12 protein-coding genes are annotated in these 20,698 nt (G+C 59.2%); 5 read left to right on the top strand and 7 right to left on the bottom strand.

Translation table 11 applies throughout. From position 1 onward, the window contains the following. Positions 1–245: 245 nt before the first annotated feature. Positions 246–1,274 (top strand): hypothetical protein, encoded by a 1,029-nt coding sequence (locus NQZ67_RS24575; RefSeq protein WP_257451182.1) that lies wholly within the window; start codon positions 246–248, stop codon positions 1,272–1,274. 61 nt (positions 1,275–1,335) lie between these two features. Here NQZ67_RS24575 and NQZ67_RS24570 read toward each other — a convergent pair whose 3' ends face one another. The 3 genes from NQZ67_RS24570 to galU all read right to left on the bottom strand — a co-directional run bounded on the left by NQZ67_RS24570 (position 1,336) and on the right by galU (position 4,784). Next, positions 1,336–2,448, bottom strand: coding sequence for a S1C family serine protease (locus NQZ67_RS24570; protein WP_257451181.1), 1,113 nt, complete (start codon positions 2,446–2,448; stop codon positions 1,336–1,338). A 15-nt stretch (positions 2,449–2,463) separates the two neighbouring features. After that, entirely contained in the window at positions 2,464–3,711 is a 1,248-nt protein-coding gene (locus NQZ67_RS30735; RefSeq protein ID WP_257451180.1) for an FxLYD domain-containing protein, read from the bottom strand. 191 nt (positions 3,712–3,902) lie between these two features. Continuing rightward, positions 3,903–4,784, bottom strand: a complete 882-nt coding sequence (gene galU, locus NQZ67_RS24560; protein WP_257451179.1) for a UTP--glucose-1-phosphate uridylyltransferase GalU — start codon at positions 4,782–4,784, stop codon at positions 3,903–3,905. 217 nt (positions 4,785–5,001) lie between these two features. Between galU and trxB the strand changes: the two genes are divergently transcribed. The 4 genes from trxB (at position 5,002) to NQZ67_RS24540 (ending at position 10,509) form a co-directional block, all read left to right on the top strand. After that, entirely contained in the window at positions 5,002–5,949 is a 948-nt protein-coding gene (trxB, locus tag NQZ67_RS24555; protein WP_257451178.1) for a thioredoxin-disulfide reductase, read from the top strand. 187 nt (positions 5,950–6,136) lie between these two features. After that, positions 6,137–8,053, top strand: a complete 1,917-nt coding sequence (locus tag NQZ67_RS24550; RefSeq protein ID WP_257451177.1) for a glycoside hydrolase family 13 protein — start codon at positions 6,137–6,139, stop codon at positions 8,051–8,053. A 109-nt stretch (positions 8,054–8,162) separates the two neighbouring features. After that, on the top strand, positions 8,163–9,128 hold the full coding sequence (locus NQZ67_RS24545) for a LacI family DNA-binding transcriptional regulator (RefSeq protein WP_257451176.1): 966 nt from the start codon (positions 8,163–8,165) through the stop codon (positions 9,126–9,128). A gap of 91 nt (positions 9,129–9,219) precedes the next feature. Further along, positions 9,220–10,509, top strand: a complete 1,290-nt coding sequence (locus NQZ67_RS24540) for an MFS transporter (protein WP_257451175.1) — start codon at positions 9,220–9,222, stop codon at positions 10,507–10,509. A gap of 53 nt (positions 10,510–10,562) precedes the next feature. Here NQZ67_RS24540 and NQZ67_RS24535 read toward each other — a convergent pair whose 3' ends face one another. The 4 genes from NQZ67_RS24535 to NQZ67_RS24520 all read right to left on the bottom strand — a co-directional run bounded on the left by NQZ67_RS24535 (position 10,563) and on the right by NQZ67_RS24520 (position 20,625). Next, positions 10,563–11,429, bottom strand: a complete 867-nt coding sequence (locus NQZ67_RS24535; protein ID WP_257451173.1) for an NAD-dependent epimerase/dehydratase family protein — start codon at positions 11,427–11,429, stop codon at positions 10,563–10,565. 28 nt (positions 11,430–11,457) lie between these two features. Beyond that, positions 11,458–12,681, bottom strand: a complete 1,224-nt coding sequence (locus NQZ67_RS24530; RefSeq protein WP_257451171.1) for an enolase C-terminal domain-like protein — start codon at positions 12,679–12,681, stop codon at positions 11,458–11,460. Between the two features lie 145 nt (positions 12,682–12,826). Continuing rightward, positions 12,827–14,506: a carbohydrate-binding protein gene (locus tag NQZ67_RS24525; protein WP_257451169.1), complete on the bottom strand. Its 1,680-nt coding sequence runs from the start codon at positions 14,504–14,506 to the stop codon at positions 12,827–12,829. A gap of 176 nt (positions 14,507–14,682) precedes the next feature. Beyond that, positions 14,683–20,625: an S-layer homology domain-containing protein gene (locus tag NQZ67_RS24520; protein ID WP_257451167.1), complete on the bottom strand. Its 5,943-nt coding sequence runs from the start codon at positions 20,623–20,625 to the stop codon at positions 14,683–14,685. Positions 20,626–20,698 lie beyond the last annotated feature (73 nt).

Genomic DNA, 20,698 nt, shown 5'->3' with positions numbered 1-20,698 from the left:
CGATATTCGACGTCGAGCAGGCTTCCTGCAACGCTTCGTGATCAAAAGTGGACTTTTTGAACTACTGTTTACAGGTTCTACTTTACCCGCTTTCGACAATTAGTAACATCCAAAAAATCAACTTCTTGTGTTGAATTTTTCTACCTATTTGCATCGCTTCTCGCGCTCACGGGTTAGGCATAAGCCGCATAGTATGCAGGAGGATATTAGCCTAATTCAAAAGGACGAAGGAGAATGAAGCTCGCATGACGCGTACTTATGTGAATAAAACGAAAGAAACGGCAACTGTTAAATCGACCGCGGCCAAAGGAGGCTGCGGATGCGGCGGGGATCGCGCGATCATACCGATTCCGGGTCTTCTGCCGGGGCAAGGCGTAGGCGGATGGCAGCAAGGGCAGTGGATTCCCGGGCAATGGCAGCAAGGACCATGGTCGCCTGGACCATGGGGCCCAGGACCTTGGGTACCTGGACCTTGGGGACAAGGACAATGGGGCCCTTGGGGTCCGGGGCACCATGGCGGCGGGCACCATGGCGGCGGGCACCATGGCGGCGGACATCATGGCGGCGGGCACCATGGCGGCGGACATCATGGCGGCGGGCACCATGGCGGCGGACATCATGGCGGCGGACATCATGGCGGCGGACACCATGGCGGCGGACATCATGGCGGCGGACACCATGGCGGCGGACATCATGGCGGCGGACATCATGGCGGCGGACATCATGGCCAAGGCGGGCAGGGCCAGCGGCCGCCTCAGCCGGGGCAGCACGGCCAGGGCGGACAGCACGGCGGCGGGCATCACGGCGGTGGACAGCACGGCGGCGGACATCATGGCGGCGGGCATCACGGCGGCGGGCATCACGGCGGCGGACATCATGGCGATCACGGTCATCACGGCCCGGGACCATTCCCCCAGCCGTTCCCGCTCCCCATCCCATTGCCAGTGCCGCTTCCCTACCCTCCAGTCCAGCCGGTTCCACCCGTTCACCAAGGCTTCGTAACCGTCGTTATTAACGGCGGCAACATTTATCCGAACATCACGAACGGCTATACCGTCAGACACCGTTACGGTATGACCGTTGCCGGAGCCTTGGCCGCGACGGGCGTCGTCGTGTTCGCTCCGAACGGCAGTATCGCGTCCGTCAGCGGAGTGCCGATCGCAGGCAACATCGGCTATCAGCTGATGCTGAACGGCCGCGTCATTCCGGCTTCGCTGCTTGGCACGCCAATCCAAAGCGGGGATACGGTCACGCTCCAGCTCGTTTACAGATAATACCGCACAAAAAAGAAAGCCGCAGACTGCTTCTCGAAGAAGTCAGTCTGCGGCTTTCCATTTATTTTTTGATCGACTTGCCTTTGCCCGTGAGAAGCTTCAGCTGATCGTTTTCGTAGCCGACCTTATACGTTACCTGATACTTGCTCAGCACATTCTCGCTGTTCCGTCGTTCGTCGACCGACAGCACGGCTGTAACCGTCGCCTCGTCCCCGCTCATCGATACGTGCATGTCGTCGATGACGACGTTGCGAGTGGTCAAATAACCTTCCCGGAATTTCGCGTAGCTCGTGCTTTCCTTCCAGTTGCCGCCCAAGAGCGAATAGGCGTAGACGTAATCCCGGCTGTTAATGCTGTCGTAGAAATGCGTGACCAAGTAGCCCGCGAGCTGATCCAGCGAATCCTCATTCGCGTCAACCTCCGTTCCCTCCGTCAACGACAGGTTCGGCAGCATTGTCATCGGACGCTTCGACCAGCCTTCCGCCATGGCCAGCACGCTTGGAAGCGGAATGCTGAAGCCGATCGTTCCTTCCTCGAGACCCGCGGAATTGATGCCGAGCACGGCCCCCGTCGCCAGATCGACGAGCGGTCCTCCGCTGTTGCCCGGCGCGATTGGCGCCGAAATTTGGTACAAGCCCTTGTAGCTGTAAGGCTCGATCTGAAAGCTGCGATCCACGCCGCTGATGATGCCGGTCGTGATCGTATTCTGGAAGCCGAGCGGACTGCCGACAGCAAGCACGTCGTCCCCGACTTCGCCTTTCTCATAGCGGGCGATCGGCAGAGGCTGGGTTCCTTCCAGCTCCTTCACCCGCACCACCGCGACGTCCGTATCGGTGCTGATGCCGATGACTTCTCCTTCGAGAATACGCGCGTCGGACGTCTTCACCTTCACGTGGCGCACTCCCGCTACGACATGAGCGTTCGTCAGCAGATCGCCGTTCATGTTGTAGAGGAAGCCCGACCCTTGCGCGCCCGTATCTGCCTCGATCATCACCACCAGCTTCTGCGTCTCGAAAATGATATCCTTCAGCGATTTTTTCACTTCGCCGACGGCAAGCAGAGGGGACCCGTTCAGCTGCTTCGGCATTTCCGTCTTAATCGCGTATCCGGCGGCAGACCCGGCACCCAGGATGAGTACGGAACCGATCAGCCCTGCCCATATTCGATTTCTCATTCCGCTATCCCCACCTTAATCCAAGTACCAAGTGGCATTATCGACGACGACCGTGCATTCGTCGGTGTTCGCGCCGTAAACCGTCGCGGTGAACGTCATTTCTTCTCCAGGTTCAACGAAACTAGGCGTAGCTTGGGCCGTGCCTTTGCCAATCGTCTCTCCGCTCGCCGACTGAACCGTAAATTCGACGGCCACCGAGTAGATCGGCCTCGTGGCCGCGTTCTTCAGAACGCCCAGAATCGTCAAATCTCCGAACTCGTCCAGCGTCTGTTCCGTCCGGACGAATTCCACCGCGGCGGTCTGGTTAATTAGATCCTCTTCGGCCGCGCGCTGCATCGCCTGTTCGATCCGCTGCTGCTCGAGCTCCTCATAGCTGGCCCGCTCGCTCTGCACGCGCTTCTCCAGCGCGAGCAGCGCTTCGTCCTCTTGCGCCCAGACGATGGCCCGTTCGACGGCTTCTTCGGCGCCCGTATAATTTCGTTTCGCCAGCAGACCGTCCACTTCGGCCGTCGTCAGCTCTCTGATCCGGGATAGAATCTGCTCCTTCAACGCTTCCGCCTCTTCCCCAATCAGGCCGCCGACGATGTTAAGCATCTCCCCGTGCTCCTTGACGGTCGTTAACGTCTCCAGCTCCATCGTCAGCTTCTGCAGCGTCAGATTCATGCTGAGCTCGTCCAAGCGGATTTTGAGCTTGTCGTATATCGGTTCCTTGTGGCCGCCGAACTCGGATTCCAAGGTACGGATGCCTTTCTCCGCGTCCCTCGTCATTCCCGTAGACAGACTAACCTCAACCTGCTCGGTCATTCGCTTCAGCTGCTCGACGTGCCGAATTACTTGCATATCCTTAGCGACGGCTTCGTATTCCGGCCTTGCTTCCAGCGCGTCGGACAACAGCTCCATCGCTTGCCCGTATTCGCCGGCCAAAGCTGCCGTTTTGGCCTCCGAATGCAGCCTCAGCACCGTCTCGTTAATATTTTTCTCGTGATTGTAGTAGAGATAGAGGGCAGCGGCAACCGCGACGCATAGCCCCGACATAGCCAACGGGAGCTGCCAGCCAGCGCTCCGCTGCAAGGACTGGGGCTGTTCCGCGGCGGATGGGTAATAGGCAGTCGTATGGATGAATTCCGCAGCGGCCGCACCTTCCATAAGCGCGAAGGATTCGGCGCCCGCCTCGATCACTCGGTGTGAATGCAGCCTTCTGCCGCATTGCATACAATATTTGGCTTCGCTCGCATAGCTTTTGACGCAATGATGGCAATACACTTCCGTTCAACTCCCAGCCGCTTTCTCTCTCTTGCCCATATCCGAAATCGATGACTCTATTCTATCTTAAGTAGCCGCCAATCTCCAATCTTCGTATTCGAATAATAGACGCCGGTTTAATAGAATTCGTTCAACCTTTCTCGGCGAAAAAAAAAGCATCCGCGCCCGGATGCTAGTCGTTACCCTTCCTATTAACCGTTCGGCCGCATGCCAAGACGCTCCAGCATGTAACGGCGCACATCATCGGCCAGATCGGCCCGGTCAAGCGCAAAGTCGATGGTCGCCTGGACGAAACCGAGCTTGTCGCCCACGTCATGCCGCCGGCCGTCGAACCGCATCGCCGTAAGCGACGACCTTCGATTAAGCTCTTGAAGGCTGTCGGTCAACTGAATTTCGCCGGCTTTGCCTGGCTTCGCGGCCTCCAGAAGTCCGAAGATCGACGGATGAAGCACGTAGCGGCCGACGACCGCGTAATTGGAAGGCGCCTGCCCGGGAGCCGGCTTCTCCACGATGTCGCGAACGGGCGCGACGCGCTTGCCCGGCTCGATATCGACGATGCCGTATTTGTGCGTCTGGTCCCAGGGCACTTCCATGACCGCGACGACAGAAGACTCCGACTCTTCGTAGACGTCGATCATTTGCTTGATGCACGGCGGCTCGGAAGTCAATATATCGTCTCCGAGCAGCACCGCGAACGGTTCGTCCGCGATAAACCGGCGCGCGCATAACACGGCGTGCCCAAGTCCAAGCGGCTCCTTCTGCCGGACGTAGTAAATGTCGGCCAAATGGGAAATTTCCCTGACGACCTGCAGCATCGTCTCGTTGTTGCGCGCTTCGAGCTCGGCCTCCAGCTCATACGATTTGTCGAAATGATCCTCGATCGCACGTTTGTGCCTTCCGCTTATGATCACGATGCTTTCGATGCCCGACCGGACCGCTTCTTCGACGATATATTGAATGGCGGGCTTATCGATCAGCGGCAGCATTTCCTTCGGCTGAGCCTTCGTGGCGGGCAGGAATCTGGTTCCCATGCCGCCGGCTGGAATAACGGCCTTCCTTATCTTATTGACCATGGACAGCATACTCCTCTCCCCCGTGCCCGGGAGCGTTTTATTGTCAGGATATCATACCATTTTTTTGAAGCACAATCTAATCGTTCCTCCATCCTCTCCCGTTTATCCCCTCGAACATGAACGTTGAATGAACTGTATTGACATTCATTACAGTTTGTAATAGCTTTAAGCTAAGAAAAAAATTATAGACGGCATGGGATGAAGGGGAGGAACATTTATGAACAAAACGATTATTATCGGCACCGGTCCCGCAGGACTGACGGCCGCCATCTATTTGGCCCGCGCCAACATGGAGCCGCTCGTCATCGAGGGCTGGCAGCCCGGCGGACAATTGACGACAACCACGGAGGTTGAGAACTTCCCTGGTTTCCCGGAGGGCATCCTCGGCAGCGAGCTGATGTCCAATATGCGCAAGCAAGCACAGCGTTTCGGCGCGACATTCAAGAACGGCGCGGTGAAAAGCGTCGACTTCAGCAAACGTCCGTTCACTCTCGAGGTTGAAGGGATCGGCCAGCTTCAAGCGGAATCCGTCATCATCTCGACCGGCGCCTCGGCCAAATATCTCGGCATTCCCGGCGAGCAGGACAACATCGGACGCGGCGTCAGCACGTGCGCGACCTGCGACGGCTTCTTCTTCCGCGGCAAAAAAATAATCGTCATCGGCGGCGGCGACTCCGCGATGGAAGAAGCCGGCTTCTTAACCCGCTTCGCGTCGGAAGTTCGCCTCGTGAATCGCCGCGACGAGCTTCGCGCTTCGAAAATCATGCAGGACCGCGCAAAGCAAAACGAAAAAATCGCCTGGAGCCTCAACCGCACGCCTCTCGAAGTGGTTGCCGCGGAGAACGGCATGGGCCTGCAAGGCTTGAAGGTTCGCAACAACGCGACGGGCGAGGAAGAATTGCTTGAAGCGGACGGCGTCTTCGTCGCGATCGGCCATACGCCGAATACCGGCTTCCTGGGCGGTCAAGTGACGACGGATGAGCAAGGCTACATTATCGTGAAGCCGGGCACGTCCGAGACGAACATCCCGGGAGTATTCGCTTGCGGCGACGTACAGGATAAGAACTACCGCCAAGCGATCACGGCGGCGGGAAGCGGCTGCATGGCGGCGCTGGACTGCGAGCGTTTCCTGGAAGCCCAGGCGCATGCGGCGGTGCACGCGTAATTTCTGTCGGAATAGACTAGTGCAAGATTTGCCTTTCATGTATAATAAGCCTTATCAAACGTTCAAAATATAAAGGCACTGCTACCGCATACCAACGATGTTGGAACAAGGTACAACCTCGGCTTAGCTAGCGGAGGTTGTGCCTTTTTTTATTTGTCCAGCCAATTATCGAGAGGAGAATGTTCTAATGTTACTCGAAGCCATCTATCATCGTCCCAAACAAAACTGGGCCTACGCCTACGATGGGCAAACGCTCCATCTGAGAGTCCGCGCGAGGCGCGGCGACGCGAGGCTGGTGGAAGCGATCGCGGGGGACAAATACGCCTGGGAGCAGACCGTGGTGACCGTTCCGATGCGCCTCTTCAGCTCGGATGAGCGGTTCGATTATTGGGAAACTTCCATTAAACCGCCGTTCCGCCGCCTGCGCTACGCCTTCCGTTTTCACAGCGCGTCTTCCGATGAGATCGTCATCCTGACGGAGAAGGAATTCACGAAGGAGCTTCCGGACAATCCGAACACGTTTTTCGATTTCCCGTTCATTAATCCGGTAGACGTGTTCGAGCCGCCGGCTTGGGTGAAGGATGCCGTCTTCTATCAGATCTTCCCTGAACGCTTCGCGAACGGAGACCCTTCTCTCGATCCTCCGGGCGTCGAGCCGTGGGGCGGCAAGCCGACTCCGCAAAACTTTTTTGGCGGCGACCTGCAGGGCGTAATCGACCATCTGGACCATCTGACCTCGCTCGGCATCAACGCGATTTATTTCACGCCGCTCTTCGAGGCGACGACGAACCATAAATACGATACGCAGGACTATCTCAAGGTCGATCCGCAGTTCGGCACGAACGAGAAGCTTAAAGAGCTTGTCGACGAGTGCCACAAGCGGGGCATTCGCGTGCTGCTGGACGCCGTGTTCAATCATTCCGGCCGCACGTTCGCGCCGTTCGTTGACGCCCAGAAGAACGGCAAGGCATCCAAATACGCGGACTGGTTCCACGTTCGGGAATGGCCGCTTCAGGTCGTGGACGGCGTTCCGAGCTACGAGACGTTCGCGTTCGAGCCGCTCATGCCGAAGCTCAATACCGAGCATCCGGAGGTCAAAGCGTATCTATTCGAGGTCGCGCGCTATTGGATCGAAGAAATCGGCATTGACGGCTGGCGCTTGGATGTCGCCAACGAAGTCGATCACCAATTCTGGAGAGAATTCCGGCAGGTGGTCAAGGCCGTGAATCCGGAAGCTTATATTCTCGGCGAGATTTGGCATGAGTCCATGATGTGGCTGCAGGGCGACCAATTCGATGCGGTCATGAACTATCCGTTCACGAACGCGGTTCTCGATTTCTTCGCTTACGGCACGATCGACGCGGCTTCCTTCGCGAAGGCGATCGGCACGCAGCTCGCGGCTTATCCGCGTCAGGTAACGGAGACGGCCTTCAATCTGCTCGACAGCCACGACACTCCGCGGCTCCTGACCATCTGCGACGACGAGCTCCGGAAGCTGAAGCTGGCCGTCCTGTTCCAATTGACATACCCGGGCACGCCTTGCATCTATTATGGCGACGAGGTCGGCATGAACGGCGCGGGCGATCCGGACTGCCGCAAGTGCATGGTCTGGGATCCCGAGGAGCAGGATCAAGGGCTGCTCCGATTCTATCAAGAAACGATCGCCCTAAGGCACGAGTTCAATTCGCTTCGAAGCACGGATATTTCGTTCCTGCACGCAGGAGCAGAAAACGGCTTGCTCGTCTATGAACGCCGTTCCGGCTCGGAACGCGTGCTGATCGCGATTAACGCGCAAGCAAGCGCGGCCGAGCTCAGCTTCCTCGTCCCTACGCTAGGCGAATCGGAGGAAGCATGGAGCTACGATATTCCGTTCCGCGGTTTCGTTAAGGCTGCTGATGATGCCGGTACAGCTCCGAAGCTGGCGCTTGATCCGCCGGCGGCTGCTGCCGCTGCTATGAACTCCGTAAGCGGAGCGGCTTCTTGGAAGGTGCTGCATGCCAACACGCCGGCGCTCAAGGCGAACGATACGCTGAAGGCGGACCGCGACGGCAAGCTGAGCTTGCAAATGAGCGCCTACAGCTACGTTGTTTTGATCGAGCAATAAGATTTTGGGAGGAAGCCGTTTCGTCTGTTCGGTAGACGACGAAACGGCTTTATGCGATAATCGGCTTAAACGATTAAGTTTAGATGTGGCTGGAGGGTACAGTGTCGTTATGAGCGAATCCAAAGAAAAAAAAGCGACGATGAAGGACATTGCCAAGGAAGCCGGCGTGTCCGTCGCCACCGTTAGCTACGTGCTGAATTGCGCCCCTAATCAGACGATCCCGGAAGAAACGAAGCAACGGGTCATGGAAGCGGTCAAACGGCTTCGCTATGTTCCGAATCTCGCTGCCCGTTCGCTTATCAAAAAAAGCTCGGGTCTCGTCGGGATTCTCGTGAACCGCCCGGAGCGCGAGCAGTGGTGGGAAAGGCTGCAGCATGGCAGCTTCATCGATGCGCTGGAAAGGGAGCTTACCCGGCTCGGCTACCATGTCGTATTGTGCAGCGTGAAGGAAGACTTGCCTAACGCCGCGGTCATATCGGAGCGGAAGCTGGACGCGGTGTTCGTGCTCGGCGCCAAGTCGGAAACCTTCCATCAAATCTCGGTTCACTTCACCGCCGGCGTACCGCTCATCGTCGTCGACAGCTTCATTGAGGATCCGTTGTTCTACAAAATCGTATGGGACGCGAAGCTTACCGCAGTCGAAATCGCGCAGCGACATCCGAACCATCGCGAGTTTATGGTGACGGACCGGCTTTCTGCGGAAGCTGCGGGAGCGCTCTGCCGAGAGTTGGCGATTTCCGAAGACAGGCTGTTCATTCTGGAGGAAGAGGAGCAGCTCCCGCGCTTCCTCGCCGGTCAATCCGGATGCGGCATCATCATTGGCGAGGCGATCGGATTGCTCGCCTCGCGATGGCTGCCTCCCGCCAGATACGTCACCGTATGCGCATCGGGCTGCCCGGAGCTGCTTCATCCGTTCCCCGATGCGCCTGTTGTTCATTATGGTAGCGGAAAGATGAATGCCGCGATCGAGCTGATGCAAGGCCTGCTCCGCGACAGCTACTCGGGCCCGAAGGAGAAGTATGTGCGCATTCCGCCAGAGCTTCCCTCGCGGCCCGGGCTAGCTTCTCGAGAATAAAGCCGTGACCAGAGTTGCAGCAGAGAGCCGTCTCTGCTTTTCTCTCATGTAACTTAAACGATTAAGTTAAGCAAACAAGGAGGTGCTCTATATGGGAATCAATGAAATCGAAACCGCGAAAGCGTCGTCCCTCAAAGAGCCTGACTCGACACCGCGCTTAGCCAAGGAGGCGTCCATTTGGCGCAACCGCGCGTTCATGCTGGTGTTCGCCAGCTATACCGTCAGCAATCTCGGCAATACGTTCCACAGCATCGCGATAAATTTGTGGGTGCTTCAGACGACGGGCAGCGCCAAGCTTATGTCGCTTGTACTCATAACCCATCTGGCATCCAGCCTTCTGTTCGGCTCCATCGCCGGCACTTTGGCGGACCGGATCGACCGGCGCAAGATGATGTGGATCAGCGATTTGATCCGCTTCGTCCTCGTAGGACTTATCGCCATATGCATGCTTGTGCCCGGCGTCCCATTCTACATGATCCTATTACTGACGGCACTGGTGGCGGTCGTCGGCACTTTCCGTTCGCCCGCCTTCCAGGCTTCGCTCATCGAGATCGTCGGCAAAACCGGCGTCACGCAAGCGGTTGCCGCGATGACCGTCTCCGACAACGCGACGCGGATCGGCGGCTTTGCGGCCGGCGGCATCGCCGTTGCCGCATTCGGCGGCGCGTTCGCGGTTGCGATCGACTCGTTCGCCTTCCTGCTGTCCGGCATTCTGCTGCTGCTGGCCGGACGCTTTCCTTATCGCGAGGCAGAGGCTCCGTCCGGCGTGAAACCCTCCTTCCGCTCCGACTTCGCGGAAGGCTTCCGCGTCATCTGGGGGGATGCCTTCATTCGAAGCGCGTTTCTGCTGCTTCCGCTCGTCACCTTCTTCTTCCTGTCTACGTTCATGCTCGTTCAAGTGCTGGCCGTGAAAGTCTGGCAAGCGCCGCCGTTCGTGTTCGGCCTGCTCGAGGCTTGTATTCCGCTTGGTTACGTCATCGGCTCCGTCGCCATAATGAAATGGAGCGGAAGAATGCGACGCCGCGGCATCTGGATGCTTGGCAGCGTCGCGCTGATCGGCCCCTGCTTTATCGTCATCGCATTGGTTGATACGGCCGCGCTCGCGCTGCCCATCGTCTTGAGCGTCGGGCTGCTCTTCTCCTTCAGCACGACGATCTTTGCCATCGCGCTTCGCGTCGGCGTACCTGCCCATCTCCAAGGTCGCGTCTTCGGCCTGATCGGCACGCTCACGAGCGTTGCGCCTCCCGTCGGGCTGGCCGCGTTCTCGGCGCTGGCTGACTCCTACGGCCCGGCGCCCATTATTTTGGGCAGCGGTTCGGCTATGCTGGCAATCGGTCTACTCTCGTTTCTTCTATTTAAGCAGCTGCGTAAGTTTGAATAATGCGACAAAGACCCGAGACTCGTCATCCGAGGCCGGGTCTACTTCGCTTCGCTTTATGAATGCCGGTCAACGTCCTCGCCGTTTTTTCGTTCATCCGACCAGGAATGACGAGGACTCCAGCCCAGAACCTCGCGCGCCCGGCGGTTGCTTACGATCGCTTCGCGCTCTTGAAACGAGGAGCGCAGATCTACGACGTCGGGATAATAATCCTTCAGCAGACTCGCGGTCTCCCGGTCGCTAAGCGTATCGCTGCTCGTAATGTTCAGGCAGACCGCCCCGCGGTCTTCCGCCTTCAAAGAAGCGACGCATGCATCGACCGCGTCCCGGATATCGATATAGCTCCACAAAATGTGCTTGTAGCGCTCCGGTTCGTTAATCGCCAGCCTCGAATATTCCTCGGGCGTCGTAATCATTGAAAACCGCAAAGAAATGACCTGCATCCCGTTCCTTCGGTCGAACATCGCCGCGGTCTGCTCGTTTACGATTTTGGATAGCCCGTAACATTCCTGAGGCAGCTGAGGATGATCCTCGTCCAAAGGCAAGTAATCCGGAGAGAACCTTGCCGGCGCCCACGCGAAGCCGTATGAGGATTCGCTCGAGCCCATCACGACCTTGCGGATGCCGAGCATCGAAGCGGCTTCCAGCACATTGTAGCCAGACACGACGTTATTCGCGAAGATGACCGGGTAAGTGTACCCAAGCGGCGCCGGTATCGCGGCCATATGTACGACCGCGTCGGCCCCGCTGAGGGCGGCCGCCACCTGGCCGAAGTCCGTTAAGTCCAGTTCAAGCTGCCTGCAGCGAAGCTGAGGCGAACGCTTCTGATCCAGGGATACGACCTCGTAGCCTTGCGCCTGCAGCTCGTTCACGAGCCGGGTGCCCAGCTTCCCGCTGCCGCCCGTCACCGCTATTTTTTTCATTCCGATGTACTCCTCCCATATAAAAATGTCAAGGACGAACCAGCGTCCCGTCGGCCTTGCGGTCCAAAAGATAGGGATTATAATAGGCGTTCCTTTTCCAGCCGTCGCCTACCAGCTGAGCCGCCTTCAGCTCATCCAGCTCTATGCCGAGCCCCGGCTTGTCGGATGGATACAAGTACCCGCCTCTCCGTTCGATATGGCCCTCGAACGCGTCCAGCTCTTCCGGCCGGAAATGATTGATTTCCTGGATGCCGAAATTCCAGATCGCCATATCGAGATGAACGGAAGCCGCCTGATTGACGGGATCGTTCTCCCCTCCCTCCTGCCAAGCGGTTCGTACGCCAAACGCCTCGCCTAAGGCGGCGATCTTGCGGCAGGCGCTGATCCCTCCCGCCTTGGAGACGCGGACGCGGATGAAGTCGATCAGCCGCTCCTGTATGAGCGGCGTCCATTCCTGCGGATGGACGAACAGCTCGCCGACCGCCTGCGGCACGGCGCTTTGCTGCCTAAGCTGGCGGTACCAGCCGATCTGCTCGGGAGCAATCGCATCCTCAAGGTAGAACAAGTCGAAGGGCTCTACCCGCTTCGATAGCTGCACCGCGTGGATCGGCGACAGATGCTCGTGCACGTCGTGCGTAAACTGCAGGCCGAAGCCGAATTCCGTCCGCAGCTGCTCGAACATGCGCGGAATGGCCTGAAGATAGGCATGCTCGTCGAATACTTGCTTCCCGGCCCATGATGGGGACGGCACGTTCGCCTTGTCCGTCTCGATAAAGCCGCCGCCGCCGTAGCCGCCGAGCTGCACGCGGATAACGGTATAGCCCTCCTCGCGAAATCGGTGCACGCTCTCTACAAGCTCTGAGATGTCGGCGCCCCCCGCGTGCCCGTAGCACGGAACAGCCGCCCGGCAAGCGCCTCCTAGCAGCTGATAGACGGGCAGGCCGGCTTCTTTGCCTTTAATGTCCCACAGCGCCATATCGATGCCGCCGATCGCCGTGTGCAGCAGCGCGCCGTTCCGCCAATAGCCGCTCATAAACATCGTCTGCCACAGATCCTCTATATTCGAGGCGTCCTTCCCGATCAGCAGCGGAGCAAGCAGCTGCTCGACGATCATGACGACAGCCTCCGGGTTGTACACGTCCGAAGCGGAGCCGAGACCGTACAATCCGTCCTGGTCGGTCATCACCTTCACGATCGTCCAGCTGCCGTTACGTCTCGTTCGGATACATTCTACGGCCGTAATTTTCGCCATCTACAGCACCATCCTTTATAGCGGAGTCATGTCTAGTGTATAGGAAGGGGCCGATCATCCATATGAGGCGATCGCAAACTTTCTGTCCCACGATTGGCGTAAAAAAAGAAGAGCCGCTAACCGGCTCTTCCTTCTTCTTCGACGCTTATTGATGGCTCGTCGGATGATTGGCCGTCATCGGGATTTCTCCCGTGAACATCTTGGCGATATCCCGCGTCAGCCGCAGGTAGAAATCCGACGAGACGGCGACGCCGTCGGCGTCGAGCGTAAGGAAATATTGATTGTTCGGCGCCATGGAGCTGTTCTCCGCGGCCTTGGCGATGGCGGTCGCCTCGTCGTATTCGTCGAACATCGCGACGTAGCCCGTGCTAATGCCGAGGCTCTTCAGATTATAAGCCTGCCGCCACATGAAATCTCCGTGCAGGCGCGGAATCTCGTTGATCGGGCCGTTGTGCAGGTTTTTCCACGCGAAGCCCGGCCAGATGACCGGCTGGTAAGCGATGCCGTGCTGCTGGGTGAAGGCGTAGTCCGGCTGCCACTGGTAGGTTTTGAAGTGATCCGCTCCCGCCAGCTGGCTGAACCGGCCCACGAACCACGGGGACAGCATGTCGAGCGACTTGTAGACGTCGAGGAAGCCCGGCTTCGAGTCTTCGACGCCCAATCTCCAATGCGTCGGCACGCCTCCGATGACATAGTACCCTTGATTTTTGAACCAGCCGATCAGCTCCGCGGCTTCCGCTGCCGTGCCGGGCCTATCGTTGAAGCCGATGCCCCAGATGCAGATGACCGGCTTGCCGTTCTGCTTGGCATAGGCTGCGGACGACGGAAGGTTCATGGCTCCGAGCACTTGGTTCGTGAAATCGGTTTTGACGGCCGTCACCCAATTGCTTGCGTTCATGCCGGTAATGTCGTACATAACGTAGAACTTGCGGTCGTACGACTCCGCCGCGTTCCTCACCTTGACCGCCACGCTGTCGCGGTTCGACTTCCAGTTGTTCGGAGCGTTGTTGGCATCCGCGCCGAACCGCTGCAAAGCCGCGCCGTATATGCCGTAATCCCGCATCCATTCGAAATGCTTGTTCACCGTCTCCTGGTCATACGAGGAGAACAGCTTCGCAGGCTGGCCGTTGCCGAGATTGCCGAGCCCCGTCTGGTACAGCTTCGAGTATTCCCGCAAATCCGGATACAGCTCGAAGTTGACGTTGCCGGTCGGCGCGGGAGCGCTCCCGTTCTTGGACCAGTGCGTCCAGTTATTCAGCGGCGAATTGTCGCCGCCGGCCGTGAACCAGCCTTGATAGCCGGCGATGACCTTGCCGAAGACGTCTCCGCCGTTCGGATCGTTCGAGAACTTATACCAATGAACGTTGAACAAGTTACCAACTCCGCCCGTAAATTTCAGATACAAATGCTGGACTCCCGTTATCGTGCTGATGGAGCAGGTTTTCGTGATCCAAGACTGCCACCCTCCGGTACCCGGGACGACGCAGGTGCCAGCCAAAGCGCCGTTCGCGCCGCCGGTCCGAATTTCGATTTTGCCGCCGCCCGTATTGCTCGCTACGCGGAGCTGGACGGAAGTGGCGCCGCTTCCGAAGTCGACGTTCTGGAACGAGATAAAGTCGCCGTTGTCGATGAACGCGACGTTCTGTCCGCCTTCGCTCGAATTCTCGAGCTGAATACCCGATTGCGTGCTGTAGCCGGAAGCCGCCGTCTGGTTGAAGGCCGACGCCGCGAACGCGACGGGCGGCGACAGGGATAGCTGCGTGCCTATAAACGCGAATAATAGAATGGCTATCAACAGATGCTTCCTTGTTAACATACCGTTCATCCTAAAGCCTCCTCGATTTTATGGTGCCGGAATGGTCTCCCGCATCCATCTAATAAGCAGGCTTCTCTCTCCTATCCCGCCTTTCTATTCATAATCGTTCAGCCATCCACCACCTCCCTTCCCCTGCTTGTAAGCGGCGGAAGCCCGGACCCGCCCGGACCGGGCTCCTCCCTTGTCTACAAGTTATAGAGGCGGTACAGCAGCACGGCCGTTTCGGCCCTCGTCAGATGTCCTTGCGGCTTGAATGCGCCGTTGGCGCCTTCCACCAGTCCCGCCCGCGAAAGCAGCCGAACGGCTTCCTCGGCGAATGCCGAGACGGATGCGCCGTCTTTATAGGGCTCGAAATCCGAAGCTTCCCCTTGCGGAAGCGAAATGTCCGCGGCCCGAAGCGCGCGTTCGATCATAACCGCCGCTTCTTCCCTCGTAATGGTCGTATCCGGCAGGAATCGGTTGCCTCCCGCTCCGTTCGTGATGCCGAGTGCCCGGGCGATGCTAACCGCTTCCGCGTAATAGGCGCCGGCAGGGACATCCGCGAACGGCTCGACGGCTGCCGAAGGATTCGCTTCCAGTCCGAGCGTGCCGACAAGAAGCTTAAGGAAATCCGCTCTTTTTACCGGCGAGCCAGGACGGTACGATTGGTCGGTTACGCCGCTGGCGATACCTTTGGCCGCCAGCGTCTCGATCGCTTGCCGCGCCCAGCCGAAGCCGCTTAGGTCTTGGAACGACTTCGGATGATGAACGACCGCGAACGCGCTGAAGTGCGTCGTCCGGAATACGACCTTGCCTTCCGTGAATCGGCCGCTCGGAACAGCCGTTGCCATGCCGTTCTCATCGATATGCCAGACGACGACCCGCTCCTCGTCGCCGATCTCCTTGCCGGACGGTTCGTAAGGAAGCGACACGGTGACCGGCGATTGGCCGTTCGACCACTCTACGACATCGTTGCCGGAGAGGATATGCAGGTCGACGGCGGGACGATCGCCGATCCGCGACCGAAGCTCTTCGCTCCAGCCGCTACGGTCCGCGTCCGCGAGAACGAACGTCACGGTCTCTCCGAGCTTATCGGCGAGGTTCACCAGCATATCGCCAGACACGCTTAGCATCCCAAGCGCCGTGCGGATTTCAATGACGTTTCGGCCATGGTCCTCCGTCAATAATCCGGCAGGTAGCTCGAGCGAATAACCTTCCGCCCCTTGGACCGCCGGGATGTCGAACGTCACTTGTTTGCCTCCGTCGGCGCCGGCTTTCGCGAGTCCAATTGCTTGGGCGGCCGCGCTTGCCGTTACCGCCGCCTTCGCCTGCTTGCTTGCGCCGTCCAGCCGCGCCGTCAAGGTCGCGAGAACGGAGCCGTCCGCTTGTAGCGTCAAGCCGGCTGGTCCGGCGGGAACGCCGCCATTGCCCGAGCCATTGTCCGAGCCGTTGCCTGGACCAGTGCCCGGATTCGGTTCCAGCGCTTCAAGTCTCATCTCGAGCGCCTGCTTGGAGGATCCCTCCGGCAGCAACACAACGAAGTTTGCCGCTGCGTCTCTGCTCGTTTTCGACCGGTCGGTCTCCGCCTCTTCGACCGCGGCCTCCGCGGATGCCAGAAGCAAGCCGGCATAGTCCGCGCTCAGCAAATGAAGGTCGCCGAACAACGTCGCGTCTTTGCTCGTGCCAATTCCCTGGTTGTATTCGATGAAGCCCGATCTTCCGCTGCCGTCGTTTTCGTTGACGAGCAGCGTGAGGCCAAGCGGCTCGCCCGCGTCGAACGTATAACCGGCCCCGTGCAGCACCATGAACGGAATCGCCAGCTCGTAGACGGTCCGCTTCTCCGCCTCGTTCCGCGTGATGTCGGCCGTCACTCCGTTCAGCGCTCCGGCCGCCACGCCTTCGGGCGCTCTCCAGCGCCATGCCGTGACCACGTCTTGACCGTTCAAGGCGAGGCCGAGCTCGTTGACATGCTTGCTCGCCGCGCCGTCCGCTCTCGCCATGTCGATGCCGACCTGCAGGCTGTCTCCCTGCCATATATCGCCGTTCGTCCAGGTCTGATGATGGACATTGTCCGTCACTTCGACGTTGACGTACAGCTTCTCCTCATCCCACGTCACCATGGAGTCCGCGCTGAGGTCCTCCGCTCCGCCCCAACTTCCGCCCACGCTCGAATAGTGGTCCTGACTGGAGACGTCGATCGCCGGCACGACCGTCCCGGCCGCATCTTCCCGCGCGGCGAACGATTGCCCCAGCTTCACGGAGGCCGTGTACGTATACCCCGATTTCAGCGTCACCTTGAACATCAGCGAATCGCCGGTCAGATAAGGCAGCGGGATATTCACGCTTTCGCCGAGCGCGATGCCTTCGAACCGGACCGGCTTCAGCGCGTTCGCGTAAACCGCTGGCTGGACCAGCTCGAGCTTGCCTTCGAGCGGCTCGCTCTCCGTCACGTTCGTCAGCCGAAGCTCCGTCCGCGTATCCTCCGGCTCCTCCGGATTGAATTCGCCCTTCAGCAGCTCGAGCGCAACCGGAACGAGATTCGTGCCCGTTACTTTGGAGATCGCTTCGTTCTCGACCACGATGCCGCCATTGAATAGGTTGTTCGTCACCACCATCTTCTCGATAGCCGGTCCCGCGTAGACGTGAGTCGTCCGCGGCTGCTGGAAGTAAGAATTATAGAGCGTGACGTCCCCGCCAAGCGCGTTCACGCCGATATCGCCGACCCGCGTGAAATTGCTCTGCTGGATGCGCACGTCGCCGCCGTAAATATCCATGGACCGCGTCGTGTCGCCCCACATGGAAGTATTGAAGAACGTCGCTTTCGAGCCGAATGCTTCGTTCACCTCGACATACACCTTATCGGTCGTGCTCATCGACACGAGCTCCGTATTGATGAACGTCAGCCCCGCGGGTCCCGCGCCGTGAAGCACCGCGCCCTTCTTGCTGCCGTCGGTGCCGTGCCCGAGCACGATCGCTTCCGGCCCGCGGCCGTTCTGCTCCTCGAAGTGAATGCCGTATTTGGAGCCGTAGACGAACGTGTTGAAGATCGTCTGATTCGATACGTCGCCGATCCGGAACGCGTCGAGATTCTCCTTCTGATAGCCCCATACGACTTCGAAGCCTTGGCCCGTCGTCGGCGCGTTCGGGTAATTGTTGCGGCCGTAATAATGCGGGTTGAACTGCACGTTGCGCATGATGCCGCCGTCCGCGCCGCCTCCGAGGAAGATGCCCTCCATAAGCGGCGAACCCGCCACGTAGTCGATGTAGTGGCCGCTCGTGTCGTGCGTGCCGAAATCGACGGCTTTGTACGAATTGACTAACGTCGTGTCGATTAAGTAGACGCCGCTGCCCAGCCCTTGCACCGTCCAGGCGTACGGCTTGATCGCGCCGGCCGAGGACCAGTCCTGCTTGTCGTAGTAGACGGACAATCCGCGAAGTCCGGCATCCTGTTCCAGGCGGATGAACGCCTCTCCGTCCGGATCGTTCTCCCCGTAGCTCGTGAAGATAACCGTGCCGTTCCCGATCGTATGATGCGGCACGTCGTAATTGCCTCGCAGCTCCACCCCGCTCGGCACGGTGAAAGGCTGCTCGACGCGGTACACGCCCGCAGGCATATACACCGTTCCGCCGCCGGCCGCTTCGGCATCCGCGAGCGCTTGCCCGATCGCGTCCGACGCGTCGATCACTCCGGTGCGGTCGGCGTTGTACGGCTCCGCGCCGACGTTGAACAGCTGCCGTGTCGCCGGCTTCGGCTGCTCGGCGAGGTCGAGAGCGCCGATCTCGGGCAGCCGCTCCAGCTCGTAGCGCGCGTCCTGATGAACGTTCAGCACCGCCGCTTCGCTATCGTTCTGAACGGCAAGCTCGCCCTCGAAGCCGGAATTGATCGCGTTCACCGTCGACACGCTGCCCTCGAGCAGCAGATGCCGGTCCGGCTTCGCGAACTCGGTCCCGCCGAGAATCAGGGAGCCGCTCTTCGCTGCAATCGCGTACCCGCCGGCTTCATCGTCCCAGCCGCCGAAGACGCTGTTCTCGAACGACAGCACCCCGCTGCCTTCGTTCACCACCGCATGATGCGTCGTCCCGCCAACCGTCACGCCGCTGAACTGCGCGATCGAACGGAAGCCGCTAGTGGCATAAATCGCGGTCGGATTCGGCCCGACGCCGGCCTCGAAGCGACTGTCCGTCACGAGCAGGCCGAAGTCGTTGACGCCTTCGATTTTGAGAGCGACGTTGCAATCCCGGATGCGAATCCCGTACAGCTGCGCGTTGGCCGTCTCGAGGCTGCCCGTTCTGGTCGTGACGCGCATGCCGGTCTTGTAGCCGGCTATCTCGATATCGGACATGTATTCCCAGTCCGACCGTCCCATGACGATGCCTTCGGCATTCGCCGTCATATAGCCGAACAGCTCCGATTCCGACGGTGCTCCCGGCAAGCCGGAATTCGCCCATACTTCCGGCGATAGGCGGATCCCCTCCAGCCTTCCGATATCGGTCGTGAAGTCGAGGAAGATGCCCGTATGAAGCGTCGTGCCGTACAGATTGCGGACGTAATGCAGCTCGTTCCATTCGGGTCCGATTTTGATTCCTTTATAGGAGTTGACGAGCGTCACGTTTTTGATCGTCGCGCTGTCTCCCGGCAACTGCTCGAGCGTCCATGGGTAGACGGCCGGAGACGAAACGGTCTGCTCCGGGTACCAGATCGACAGGTTCGTCACGCCGCTGGAAGGCTGCAGCTGAATGAAGCTCGTTCCCTCCCCTTGACCGCGTCCGCCGTAGACGGCAAGTATCGTGCCTTTCACCGCGCCGCCTTCCGCCTCCGGGTTCGCCCAGTCCCCGCGGAGCGTCACGCCGGTCGGAATCACAAGCTCGCCGGTCAGCTTGTAGGCGCCTGCCGGCGCGAATACGACGCCGCCTCCGTTATTGCCAGCCGCGGCCAGCGCGTTCTGAAATGCCATAGTATCGTCGGCCGCGCCGTCGCCGACCGCGCCGTAATCCTTCACGCTGACGTCCGCGATGACGACGTCGCCGGTTGCGTATACGGTGTCGTACACTTGCGTCTCCGACTCGACGATAACCTGAGTCTGCTTCCTTACCGTGACCGACGCCAGCTGCAATTCCGGGTTATTCGCCGGAGCTCCGGCTCCGCTTACGCCGAGTCGGAAATCGCCGCCGTGCGTCCGGTTGCCGAAGTAGGCGTCGGTCAGCTTGAACGTATGCGTCTTCCACGTATTCGTATCCTTGTAGCGGAATAACGTCGCGTCCTTGAAGCCTGCGGAACGCGCGTCGTATTGCAGCACGATGGCGCCGCTGCCGCTGTCGTAATATTCGACCGTGACATAGACGTCCTGGTCTTCGTTCTCGAACAAATAAGAATCGCTTACGTTGAAGTAATAATAGAGGATGTTCTGTCCCGGGTCGGCCGGATTCACCGTTTGGTTCGTTCTCCAGAACCCTTTGCCGTCCAGCTCGCCGGTTACCATGCCTTCCGGAGGCCCGTCGCCGGGACGGCCCGTGATGCCGTTCTCGACCGGAGCCGTGCCGAGCGTAATGCCTACGGTCTCGGTCGGAACCGATTTCGGCGTCTTCTTGACGGTCACCTTGGCCGCGGTCAGCTCCGCGTTCTCCGCGGCAGGCGAGCCGGCGCCTTCGATGCCGAGGCGGAAGTCGGCCCCGTTCGTCCCGTTCGCGAACTGAGCGTCCGTCAAGCTGAACGTATGGCTCTTCCATTCGCCCGTATTGCCGTATTGGTACAGCGGCCCGTCCTTGAAGTTGGCGGAAGCCGCGTCGTATTGCAGGACGATCTTGCCATTGCCCGAATCGTAGTAATCGACGGTCACATCGACGTTATATTCCGTATTGTCCATAAGATAGCCGTCATCCACGTTCATATAGAAATAATAAGTGCCGGCCGATTTGTCCGTCTGCCAGTAATCCCTGCCGGCAATCGAACCGGTCTTCAGACCATCCGGGTTGTCGCCCGCCCTGGCCGTCATGCCGTCCGGCATAACTGCTGCGCCGAGAGCGATGCTAACGCTCTCCTCCTCGGCACCGGCTTGAGCCGGTCCGACGGCGAACGCGGTCGCCGCCATTAACGCGACAAGCATTCGCGCCGTCAGCGATTGCGCCCTCTTCCATAATCGATTGTTCATTACGCGGATCCTCCTCGAAATGTATTCGCTTACAAGCCTATTAAACAGTGAAGCCGACCCTTTCTTTCTCTGG

The organism is Paenibacillus soyae (assembly GCF_024623455.1).
Lineage (GTDB): Bacteria > Bacillota > Bacilli > Paenibacillales > Paenibacillaceae > Pristimantibacillus > Pristimantibacillus soyae.
Note: the sequence above shows the minus strand (reverse complement) of the source record. Positions and strands in the feature narration are given on the sequence as shown.

What these genes read in the sequence shown, in the direction of transcription:
- NQZ67_RS24540 (WP_257451175.1), top strand. Translation starts at nt 9,220, where the DNA reads ATGGGAATCAATGAAATCGAAACCGCGAAAGCGTCGTCCCTCAAAGAG.
- NQZ67_RS24535 (WP_257451173.1), bottom strand. Translation starts at nt 11,429, where the DNA reads ATGAAAAAAATAGCGGTGACGGGCGGCAGCGGGAAGCTGGGCACCCGG.
- NQZ67_RS24520 (WP_257451167.1), bottom strand. Translation starts at nt 20,625, where the DNA reads ATGAACAATCGATTATGGAAGAGGGCGCAATCGCTGACGGCGCGAATG.
- trxB (WP_257451178.1), top strand. Translation starts at nt 5,002, where the DNA reads ATGAACAAAACGATTATTATCGGCACCGGTCCCGCAGGACTGACGGCC.
- NQZ67_RS24570 (WP_257451181.1), bottom strand. Translation starts at nt 2,448, where the DNA reads ATGAGAAATCGAATATGGGCAGGGCTGATCGGTTCCGTACTCATCCTG.
- NQZ67_RS24530 (WP_257451171.1), bottom strand. Translation starts at nt 12,681, where the DNA reads ATGGCGAAAATTACGGCCGTAGAATGTATCCGAACGAGACGTAACGGC.
- NQZ67_RS24525 (WP_257451169.1), bottom strand. Translation starts at nt 14,506, where the DNA reads ATGAACGGTATGTTAACAAGGAAGCATCTGTTGATAGCCATTCTATTA.
- galU (WP_257451179.1), bottom strand. Translation starts at nt 4,784, where the DNA reads ATGGTCAATAAGATAAGGAAGGCCGTTATTCCAGCCGGCGGCATGGGA.
- NQZ67_RS24550 (WP_257451177.1), top strand. Translation starts at nt 6,137, where the DNA reads ATGTTACTCGAAGCCATCTATCATCGTCCCAAACAAAACTGGGCCTAC.
- NQZ67_RS24575 (WP_257451182.1), top strand. Translation starts at nt 246, where the DNA reads ATGACGCGTACTTATGTGAATAAAACGAAAGAAACGGCAACTGTTAAA.
- NQZ67_RS24545 (WP_257451176.1), top strand. Translation starts at nt 8,163, where the DNA reads ATGAGCGAATCCAAAGAAAAAAAAGCGACGATGAAGGACATTGCCAAG.